Here is a 10000-nt window from a genome sequence, read left to right as displayed (position 1 = left end):
TAGCTGCGCTGTAATTACAGACTGTTATCTTGAATGTAAAAAGGCGCCTCGTGCGCCTTTTTCTTTTTTGTGCATCGCCAAAATAATTAATGTTGTAGCCAGGCGGCAAACGCGCGAGACCCCAGGAGCATAGTTGTCCTGCGTGCATTTGGATTGATGCGAGAACTCGCACGTCATGTCTGGTGAGTATTTTCAAAATAACTGGGGCGAGGAGTTCGGCCAACAATGCTGCAGCTTCAAGTACGAAAGAGAAAAAAACATCGGGAATGTTTTTTAACATTGGAGCGAAGCGACGATGGCTCGAAAGGGTGAGCGCCAAGGATGGCAGCGAATAAAAAAACATTTGGGATGTTTTTCACTCACATCATCCATGATGTTCGCCTTCGGCAGCTAAAGCTGTGCAAAACGGCTATCCTGCCGTTTTGTTAACAACGCAAGCGTTGGCCCTGAAGGGGGAGCGCCAGGGATGGCATCGAATAAAGAAAAATGCCGGCTTATGCCGGCATTTCATATAGACATCTGAGCTTCAGGTGGTTATTCAGGTTTGTGACCTTCTGGCAGTGCGATATTTACTGCATGTAAACCCTTTGGGCCCTCAGACAGGTCAAACACCACATCCTGGCCGGCCTTCAGCGTACGGTAGCCATCCATGTTAATGGTTGAATAATGGGCGAAGATGTCTTCGTCACGACCATCTTCACGAATAAACCCAAATCCTTTGGCATTATTGAACCATTTCACTTTACCGGTAGCCATACTACTTCCTTCTCTAAGTTAGCTAAATTCTGTATTCTAAGGCGGAGCAACGGGGATCTGTTGGCAGACTCCACCATTTACTGTAGATAATTTGTGCAGCTAGTCAAGTTTTTTACACCCTTGTAAAGCTGTTGTACAGGTACTATCTATATGTAAGAGACACAGAGTGACTGTAAAGCCCGTAGTGGCTTTAGGTCCGGTGAAAAAATTCATCAATGCAATTTTGATGCTTTGAACAGGCGTGGCTATAGTTTATGAGCGGTTATAAAGAAAACAACGTAACAGAGCACGGAGTGGTGGAGAAAACCCGGCAACAGGTGAAACCTCCCTCCATGTATAAAGTCATACTTCACAACGATGACTACACGCCAATGGATTTTGTCATTGATGTGCTGACCAGGTTTTTTAATATGCAGTATGAAAAAGCCAGTGAAATTATGTTACAGGTGCATTATGAAGGTATGGCGGTTTGTGGAGTGTTCACAGCCGAGGTTGCGGAGACCAAAGTTCAGCAAGTGTCCATTTATGCGAAAGAGCACGAACATCCATTGTTATGCACTATGGAACGGGCTTAACGCCAAACAACTGCTGTAGTAACTCAGGTGGATTAGGAGTGATGTTGTATGTTGAACAAAGATCTTGAGTTAACCTTAAATCTGGCGTTTCGGTTTGCGCGGGAAAAGCGTCATGAATATATGACGGTAGAACATTTATTGTTAGCTTTATTGGACAACCCGGCGGCTGGTGAAGCCCTTAAATCCTGTGGTGCCAATATAGACCGTCTGCGGCTTGATCTGTCGCATTTTATTGACTCAACCACACCTTTATTACCTGAAGACGATGTTGAGCGTGACACTCAGCCTACGCTTGGATTTCAGCGTGTATTGCAAAGAGCAGTGTTTCATGTGCAATCCTCCGGTAAATCAGAAGTCACAGGAGCCAATGTACTGGTCGCTATTTTTAGTGAGCAGGAATCGCAGGCGGTTTATTTACTGAAAAAAATCGATATCAGCCGCCTTGATATAGTTAACTACATTTCGCATGGTGTGATAAAGACCGAAAAAATCGAGCAGCAGGACGAGCAGCAAGATGAAAACGGCGATGTACAAATTGACGAAAACAAATACCTGGAAAGCTTCACAGCCAATTTGAATATTCTGGCAAAAAACGGTCAGATCGATCCGCTAGTGGGCCGAGATATGGAGCTGGAGCGCACTATTCAGGTGTTGTGCCGCCGTAAAAAAAATAATCCATTATTGGTTGGCGAGGCGGGGGTGGGTAAAACCGCCATTGCCGAAGGTCTGGCTTATCGTATCGTCAATAAGCAAGTGCCTGAAGTCATTGCTAATGCCACAATTTATTCGCTGGATATGGGCTCTTTGCTTGCGGGTACCAAATACCGCGGTGATTTTGAGAAACGTTTAAAATCTCTGCTCAAAGAAATCGAAAACGAAAAAGATGCAGTGCTCTTTATCGATGAAATCCATACGGTTATAGGCGCAGGTGCTGCATCAGGTGGCGTGATGGATGCCTCCAATCTGATCAAGCCGCTGTTATCCAGTGGGCGTTTACGTTGCATCGGCTCAACCACCTATCAGGAATTTAAAAACATCTTTGAAAAAGATACAGCGCTGGTGCGCCGTTTCCAGAAAATTGATGTTGTTGAACCTAGTGTCGATGACACCACGCAAATTCTGCAGGGCTTAAAAGAGCGCTACGAAGCTCACCATGGTGTCCGTTATACCCAAAAGGCCTTGCGTGCTGCCGCAGAGTTGTCGGCGAAGTATATTAACGAGCGGCATTTACCGGATAAAGCCATAGATGTGATTGATGAAGCGGGTGCCAGTCAGCGTTTGTTACCTCTGTCCAAACGTAAAAAAGTCATTAACGTGCCGGAGATTGAACACATTATTGCCAAGATGGCGCGTATTCCTGAAAAGTCAGTGTCGGCCTCAGATAAAGATGTGCTGGCGAATTTAGACCGTAACCTGAAATTGGTAGTCTTTGGTCAGGATGAGCCTATTGAAGTGTTAACTTCAGCTATTCGTTTATCCCGCTCCGGTTTAGGCAATGAAGAAAAGCCTATTGGTAACTTCTTATTTGCTGGCCCAACAGGGGTTGGTAAAACCGAAGTGACCAAACAACTAGCCAAAATCATGGGCGTAGAATTGTTGCGCTTTGATATGTCTGAATACATGGAACGTCATGCGGTCAGCCGCTTAATTGGTGCGCCTCCGGGTTATGTAGGTTTTGATCAGGGTGGTTTGCTGACAGATGCGGTGTCTAAACATCCGTACTCAGTGGTGCTGCTGGATGAAATCGAAAAAGCCCATACTGACATCTACAACATTTTGTTGCAGGTGATGGACCATGGCACTTTGACCGATAACAGCGGCCGTAAAGTCGATTTCCGTAATGTAATTCTGGTGATGACCACCAATGCTGGTGTGCAGGAGACAGTGCGTAAAACCATTGGCTTTAAACAGCAGGATCACAGTCACGACGCTCTAGCTGAAATTAACCGGACTTTTAGTCCTGAGTTCAGAAACCGTCTGGATGGCATCATTTGGTTTAAACATTTATCCCGCGATATTATTCTGCAAATTGTCGATAAGTTTGTCTGTGACTTGCAGGTGCAGCTGGATAAAAAACAAGTATCTATGGAATTGAGTGGTGCGGCCCGTCAATGGCTGGCCGACAAAGGTTATGATCAGGCTATGGGTGCACGTCCTATGGCCAGGGTCATTCAGGAACAACTGAAAAAACCTTTGGCGAACGAAATTTTGTTTGGTCGCCTGGCAAACGGTGGAGATGTGCGTGTTGACTTAAAAGGTGACGAGCTGGAGTTTGACTATAACGAAGAAGAAGCTCTGGTTTGATCTACCCGTCGTTCTTGAAGCTGCAGCTTTGTTGACTGCGCCATCTCGCCCCAGTCAAATAGGTGAACTATGCTCCTGGGGTCTCGCTGGCTTGTCGCCTCCCTGCAACTCCAATTACTTGGGTATATATCTGCGTCGTTCTTGAAGCTGCAGCTTTGTTGACTGCGCCATCTCGCCCCAGTCACATAGGTGAACTATGCTCCTGGGGTCTCGCTGGCTTGTCGCCTCCCTGCAACTCCAATTACTTGGGTATTAAACTTTTTATGAACTTAAAATACGAAAAAACCCGGCTTAGCCGGGTTTTTCTTTAAAGCAAGTCAAGCAAATAGCGTTAACGCTACTTGGTTCCGGCAAATCTTAACGTTGACGGAACACGATGCGACCTTTGGTCAGATCGTAAGGAGTTAATTCAACAGTGACTTTGTCACCTGTCAGAATGCGAATGTAGTTTTTACGCATTTTGCCTGAAATATGGGCAATAACTACGTGGCCGTTTTCTAACTCGACCTTAAACATGGTATTTGGCAGGGTATCTAAGATAGTCCCTTGCATTTCAATTACGTCTTCTTTCGCCATTCAGCGTGCCAGCCTCTTATTTAAATTCATTAGTTCAAAAAACTGCCGCAGATTTTGCCGAAAAAGGGCAGATAAGTAAAGCAAGATAGACAGATTTAGCGAAATGAGAGCCATTCTCCGGCTATAAAGCGTTGTTGTGGTAAAAACCTGGCCTTGTAACTCATTTTTTGACAGTGCTGAATGTAATAACCCAGATAGACAAAATGAATGTGTTTAACCTTTGCTAACTCAACTAAAGCCAGAATAGCTAAAGTGCCATAGGGTAAAACCTGACCTGTTTGATAAAAGGTATAAACAGCGGAGAAAGCATCAGGTGTGCAATCTACCACAGTCACAGCAACCAACTCGTTATTTACATATTGTTCTAAAAATCGCACTTCCAGCCACTGAGTCTGCCACAAGTAGGACATCTGCTCAGGGCTTGCGGGCGACATCGGACTATCAGAATGTTTGTTATTAATATAGGACTGATAAAGCTCATAGTATTTAGCTGTGCAGCAGGCTTTATCATCGTAGTGCACCAACTGATACTGCCAGCCACTTCGTTTGGCTTTGTTCCATGCCCGGCGTTGATTTGTGCTCAGCAGGAACTCTTGGCTGGGCAGTCGCACCGACTGGCACTGCTGGCAACCTTCACAATAAGTGGTATAAATTTGTTCGCCGCTGCGCCTGAAATTTAATGCCAACAGCTGTTGGTAAAAACCAGCGTCCAGAGGTTCATCCGGTAGGGTAAAAAGTAAACGTTCCTGCCTGTCTGGCAAGTAATTACAGGGTTGAGTCTGACTCACTCCAAGTCTGAGACCTGACATGTTAAATCTCCAACTTCAATTGCTGTGCACGCCAGCTATCAGCAGGGCAGATCAGAGTCTGATGATTGGCCAGCAAAGTCAGGTAAGTTCGCCGCGACAAAGGTTCCGCTCCAAGTTGCTGCAAAAATGGATTCATCATCTGACAATCAATATAGCCTGTTGCGAAGGAAGACAAATGCTGCTGCAGAGCGGCAAGCGCGACTTTTGCAGTATTAGGTAATGTGTTAAACATCGACTCGCCGCAAAACAACTGACCGACCATTACACCATAGCAGCCGCCCACCAGTTTACCGTCAGACCAGACTTCTACACTATGTGCATGACCTTGCTGGTGCAAAGCTATATAGGCTTGTTGGATATCAGGCACTATCCAGGTCCCTTGTTGGGTTGGGCGCGGAGCACTGCAGCAGCGTATAACGTCCGGGAAGGCTTTATTTATACTGATCTCAAAGCTACTGTGGTGCAGCAACTTTCGCAAGGAGCGGTTTGGTTTCAGCACTCCGGGCTTAAATATGGCGCGTTGCGATGGACTCCACCACAACAGCGGGTCACCTGGGCTGAACCAGGGGAAAATACCGCTCTGATAGGCACGCAACAAACGTTCGGGTGATAAGTCACCGCCCATGGCTAACAACCCATCCGGTTCAGCCAGAGCCTGGCTGACCGGAGGGAACTCAAGCGATGTTTTTGATAACTCGGGTAAATAAATCACCGCTATTTACCCCTGTCTAAGCGCTGTTTATGCAGATATTACTTTGCTAAAGCGTCTAAATAACGCTCTGCATCCAAAGCGGCCATACAGCCGGTGCCAGCTGAAGTAATAGCCTGACGGTAGATATGATCGGACACATCACCAGCAGCAAATACACCTTCAATACTGGTTTGAGTGGCGTTGCCTTCAGTACCACTTTGTACTTTCAGGTAGCCGCCGTTCATTTCCAATTGACCGGCAAAAATATCGGTATTTGGTTTATGACCGATAGCTATGAACACGCCAGCTACAGCCACATCTTCAGTCGGCTGACCATTGGTCGATTTTAGCCGCATACCATTCACACCCATATCGTCACCCAAAATTTCTTCCAGTTCGCGGTGTGTGTGCAAAATGATATTGCCAGAAGCAACTTTGGCCATTAAGCGGTCAACCAGAATTTTTTCTGCTTTAAAGGTATCGCGACGATGAACTAAATGTACTTCTGAAGCGATATTGGCTAAGTACAGAGCCTCTTCTACAGCAGTGTTACCACCACCTACTACTGCAACCTTTTGATTGCGATAGAAGAAGCCATCACAAGTAGCACAGGCAGACACTCCACGACCATTGTAGGTTTGTTCAGAGGGTAAGCCTAAATATTTAGCTGATGCGCCTGTAGCGATAATCAGCGCATCACAGCTGTACTGGCCGTTGTCTCCGGTCAGGATAAATGGACGCTGTTTCAGATCTACAGTGTGGATATGATCAAATAAAATTTCTGTGTTGAAGGTTTCAGCATGAGCCTTCATCCGGTCCATCAGTGCTGGGCCTGTTAAACCATGAGGGTCACCAGGCCAGTTCTCCACTTCAGTGGTAGTCGTTAACTGGCCGCCCGCCTGCATACCAGTCAGAAGCACAGGGTTTAAATTGGCGCGCGCAGCATAAACAGCCGCAGTGTAGCCCGCTGGGCCAGAACCTAATATCAATAAACGGCTGTGTTTAATAGTGGACATGCATTACTCCGGCATTTTTCGATGGTGTATTCAGTTGAATCCTTAATGGGGCCGATTTTATGGCATTGCAATAGCGAGATAAAGCACAACTGCATTTTTTCCAGTCCAGGCTCTGGCAACGAATTCATGCTATGGTATTGTTTGTTTACACTTATTTACTCTTGTTCCTGCGAAGAGGTCGAAATTGAGTCATCCTCTACTTGTTTTTCAATGTTCCGGAGACCTGAAGTAATGTCAGGCAGACTCTGCCCCTCTCTGCTGTTACTGTGGTTATTATGCTGCAGCTTCTTCTCGTCTGCACAAACTCATTTTACCCGGCTCAGTGTCGACGACGGGCTACCCAATGCAAGTATTTACAAGATAGTGCAGGATCAGGACGGTTACATCTGGTTGGGTTCTACAAACACGGGTTTATTGCGGTACAACGGTTACGAACTTGAAGCCTTTGATGTGTTGCCTGAGTCAGTCAGCAACAACATTATGGTGCCAGACATCGATGCCTTACTGATAGATAAAGAGCATCAATTATGGATAGGTAGCTGGGGTATGGGCCTGAGTAAGGTGGACACAAAGACTGGCAAAATTTCTCATTATTCAGATAAGCCTGACAGTGCATTAGTACTGACCAGTAACTACATTCAAAGTTTGTTAATGGATAAATCGGGTGTGCTCTGGATTGGCAGCAGTAAAGGATTGCAACGTTTATTGCCGGATGGCCGACTCGAGACTGTGGGGGCAACTGATGCTGCCCAACCTCTTATAAACCAACGTATCTGGGCTCTTGCGCAAACAGAAGATGGCACCATCTGGATCGCAACTGGTAATGGTTTGCATCAATGGACCTCAGAGCAGGGGTTGAGCGAAGCCTATCAGACGTTTGGTCAGCAAAGTGTTAACAATGAAATGCGGGCTTTGTATGCGCACGGCAATACGTTGTGGGTTGGTGGTCGTGGTGCCTTGTTCCGGTTTGACCCCGCCGCATCAGCCTTTCAGACTGTGCCATTTTATGACGACGCGCCCAGTCCTATCATAAACGTGCTGGAAAGTGATCAGCAGGGAAATTTATTGGTAGGAACTTTTGATGGGATCTACAAGCTCTCTTTCGCCAGCGGTACCTTTGAGTCTTTTTCCGGCAGCAGGCAGCTGTTGCCGGGTATCAATGTACGTTCTTTGCTGGTTGACCGTAGTGGTTTGTTGTGGGTTGGCAGCAGAGAAAGAGGTTTGTTCTACGGCAGGCATCAGCCGTCTGCTTTTACCGATCTCAGTAGCTGGGGACCTCAAGCCGCAGCTTTGGCCCGGCAACAGCTGACAGCTATAAAAGTTGAAGATGAGTTTTTATGGCTAGGCACAGCAGATCAGCTCTATCAACTCAACAGAAAAACAACAATGGTATCGTCTTTTGCAATGCCAGCCAGAGTCAATGCCATTATCAGAACCCAACAGAACGAACTGTATATTGGTTCGGACAATGGTTTGTGGCAATTTGACGAAACGAAGCAACAATTGGTCCAGCTTGATTCGGCACAAAGACCTAATAGCACCCAATGGCAAAACGTGCGGGATATTGTCAGTTTGTCTGATGGAAGCCTTTGGTTAGGCTTATGGCAAAACGGCCTGATGCGATGGGACAGAGAAGGTAAACATCAGTACTGGTTGCAGGATATGGCGCAGCTTAAAGTAGGTGATGCGGTACAGGTAGTGCAGGAAATTCAGGGCAAGGTGTGGCTTGGAACACGTTATTCAGGTGTGTTTGTATTGGATCCGGCCAATGGCCAGCTTCAATCTTTAGCTGAGTTATTGCCAATAGAGAAAGCAGTTGATATTCAGTGTATTGCGAAAGGACCAGATCAAACAGTGTTGATCTGTAGCAGAAATGGCCTGCTTAGCCTGGATGTACAAAACAGGATTGTCTCGGGCTTAGGTGATGCAATACAGCTGGCTGAAACTGAATTGCTTGGGGCTTATACCGACGCTCAACAAAATATATGGCTTTTGTCCTCACATGGCCTGAGCTTAAAACCATACCAACAAGAGCGTTTGATTACCTTTACAGAGCAAGATGGTTTAAGTAATAAAGAAATGATTTTTAAAGCATTCTCTGTCTCTAAGCGCGGCAACCTTTATTTGGGGACGGCCGGAGGTTTAGCCATAGTGAAAGCTGATCTGTTGTGGCTGAATCATACGAAACCCAAAACTCAAATCTCAGCGATTTGGATTGGTCAAAAAAAACTTAAACCCGGCATCATGCAACATCCTGCTTCCCGAATTGAGTTGCAACCCGGCGAAAGCATTAGTATAGAGTTGGCCAGTCTGGATTTTCATGATCCCAAACGTAACCAGTTTATTTACCAGTTAGAAGGGGTGGACAACTCCTGGTTGCACAATACAGGTTATACCAAGCTCACATACAGCCAACTCGAGCCAGGTAACTATGAACTAAAAGTTCTTGGTTCAAACCAACATGGACTATTTGCCGATACGCCTCTTCGTATGACAATCAAAGTTTTGCCTTTATGGTGGCAAAAAAAATGGGTCATGGTTGGAATGGCGCTGCTGTTATTGCTCGTGCTACTGGGAGGACATGCTTATCGTTTGAGGCATATGCGACAGATTAATAAATTACTGCAACATTCAGTGCAGGAAAAAGCCAGTAACCAAATGGTACTGGAAACTATGGTGGAGGAACGCACTAAAGCATTGCAAGACAGCTCAGCTACTTTGTCGTTACGGACGAGACAACTGGAGGTCAGTTTGTCGCAGCTGGCCGAGAATAACAGAGAACTTAAAAGGTTGAATAACTTAAAAGATGAGTTTATATCCACTGTAAGTCATGAGCTGCGTACGCCCCTGACATCAATCAGAGGGGCTGTTGGCTTGCTCGCCAGCAAAGTTGTTGCCGAAAACTCGGAACACTATCAACACTTACTGCAAACCGCTCTTGGCAACAGTGAGAGGTTGTCACAATTAATTAACGATTTGCTTGATTTACAAAAGTTTGAATCCGGCAATTTTAGTTTGAACTTTGAACTTGTTGATATGAAGCAACTGGTGCTACAGGCTCTGGACTCAATAGCACCTTTTGCCGCTAAGTATCAGGTTAGCTTCCAAACCCATCTGGCTGATTGTCACCTGATGGCCGACCAAACAAGGATCAGGCAAGTACTGGATAATCTGTTGTCTAATGCAATTAAATTTTCGGCATCAGGGCAGGTGGTCGAGGTGCAGTTATCCAAAGTGGAAAACCGTGTCCGCTTTGAAGTGCAGGATCAGGGC

9 protein-coding genes are annotated in these 10000 nt (G+C 46.0%); 3 read left to right on the top strand and 6 right to left on the bottom strand.

Features of this window, described 5'->3' with window-relative positions:
• Both LDL40_RS07680 and cspD read right to left on the bottom strand, forming a co-directional pair.
• A partial coding sequence (locus tag LDL40_RS07680) for a hypothetical protein (RefSeq protein WP_300994676.1) occupies window positions 1-343 on the bottom strand: 343 nt, incomplete at its 3' end.
• A 191-nt stretch (window positions 344-534) separates the two neighbouring features.
• Window positions 535-756 (bottom strand): cold shock domain-containing protein CspD, encoded by a 222-nt coding sequence (gene cspD / locus LDL40_RS07675; RefSeq protein WP_046518730.1) that lies wholly within the window; start codon window positions 754-756, stop codon window positions 535-537.
• A gap of 254 nt (window positions 757-1010) precedes the next feature.
• On the opposite strand from cspD, the gene clpS reads away from it, so the two are divergent.
• Window positions 1011-1331 carry an ATP-dependent Clp protease adapter ClpS gene (gene clpS / locus LDL40_RS07670; RefSeq protein ID WP_300994675.1) on the top strand — a complete coding sequence of 107 codons (321 nt, stop codon included), beginning with the start codon at window positions 1011-1013 and terminating at the stop codon, window positions 1329-1331.
• A gap of 48 nt (window positions 1332-1379) precedes the next feature.
• On the top strand, window positions 1380-3635 hold the full coding sequence (gene clpA / locus LDL40_RS07665; RefSeq protein ID WP_300994674.1) for an ATP-dependent Clp protease ATP-binding subunit ClpA: 2256 nt from the start codon (window positions 1380-1382) through the stop codon (window positions 3633-3635).
• A gap of 357 nt (window positions 3636-3992) precedes the next feature.
• Here clpA and infA read toward each other — a convergent pair whose 3' ends face one another.
• From infA to trxB, 4 genes are all read right to left on the bottom strand, one after another.
• On the bottom strand, window positions 3993-4211 hold the full coding sequence (gene infA / locus LDL40_RS07660) for a translation initiation factor IF-1 (protein WP_008610216.1): 219 nt from the start codon (window positions 4209-4211) through the stop codon (window positions 3993-3995).
• Between the two features lie 95 nt (window positions 4212-4306).
• Window positions 4307-5020, bottom strand: a complete 714-nt coding sequence (locus LDL40_RS07655; RefSeq protein WP_300994673.1) for an arginyl-transferase family protein — start codon at window positions 5018-5020, stop codon at window positions 4307-4309.
• 1 nt (window position 5021) lies between these two features.
• A complete protein-coding gene (gene aat, locus LDL40_RS07650; RefSeq protein ID WP_300994672.1) occupies window positions 5022-5732 on the bottom strand; it encodes a leucyl/phenylalanyl-tRNA--protein transferase in 711 nt (236 codons plus the stop codon).
• Between the two features lie 38 nt (window positions 5733-5770).
• Window positions 5771-6727, bottom strand: coding sequence for a thioredoxin-disulfide reductase (trxB, locus tag LDL40_RS07645; RefSeq protein WP_300994671.1), 957 nt, complete (start codon window positions 6725-6727; stop codon window positions 5771-5773).
• Between the two features lie 231 nt (window positions 6728-6958).
• Here trxB and LDL40_RS07640 point away from each other — a divergent pair.
• Window positions 6959-10000, top strand: a 3042-nt coding sequence (locus tag LDL40_RS07640) for a two-component regulator propeller domain-containing protein (RefSeq protein WP_300994670.1), incomplete at its 3' end; no start/stop codon positions are given.

Origin of the sequence: Rheinheimera sp. (genome assembly GCF_020217005.1) — a bacterium.
GTDB lineage: Bacteria > Pseudomonadota > Gammaproteobacteria > Enterobacterales > Alteromonadaceae > Pararheinheimera.
The sequence above is the reverse complement of the archived record's forward strand: the minus strand, read 5'-3'. Positions and strand labels throughout refer to the sequence as shown.

What these genes read in the sequence shown, in the direction of transcription:
- LDL40_RS07655 (WP_300994673.1), bottom strand. Translation starts at nt 5,020, where the DNA reads ATGTCAGGTCTCAGACTTGGAGTGAGTCAGACTCAACCCTGTAATTAC.
- clpS (WP_300994675.1), top strand. Translation starts at nt 1,011, where the DNA reads ATGAGCGGTTATAAAGAAAACAACGTAACAGAGCACGGAGTGGTGGAG.
- cspD (WP_046518730.1), bottom strand. Translation starts at nt 756, where the DNA reads ATGGCTACCGGTAAAGTGAAATGGTTCAATAATGCCAAAGGATTTGGG.
- clpA (WP_300994674.1), top strand. Translation starts at nt 1,380, where the DNA reads ATGTTGAACAAAGATCTTGAGTTAACCTTAAATCTGGCGTTTCGGTTT.
- infA (WP_008610216.1), bottom strand. Translation starts at nt 4,211, where the DNA reads ATGGCGAAAGAAGACGTAATTGAAATGCAAGGGACTATCTTAGATACC.
- trxB (WP_300994671.1), bottom strand. Translation starts at nt 6,727, where the DNA reads ATGTCCACTATTAAACACAGCCGTTTATTGATATTAGGTTCTGGCCCA.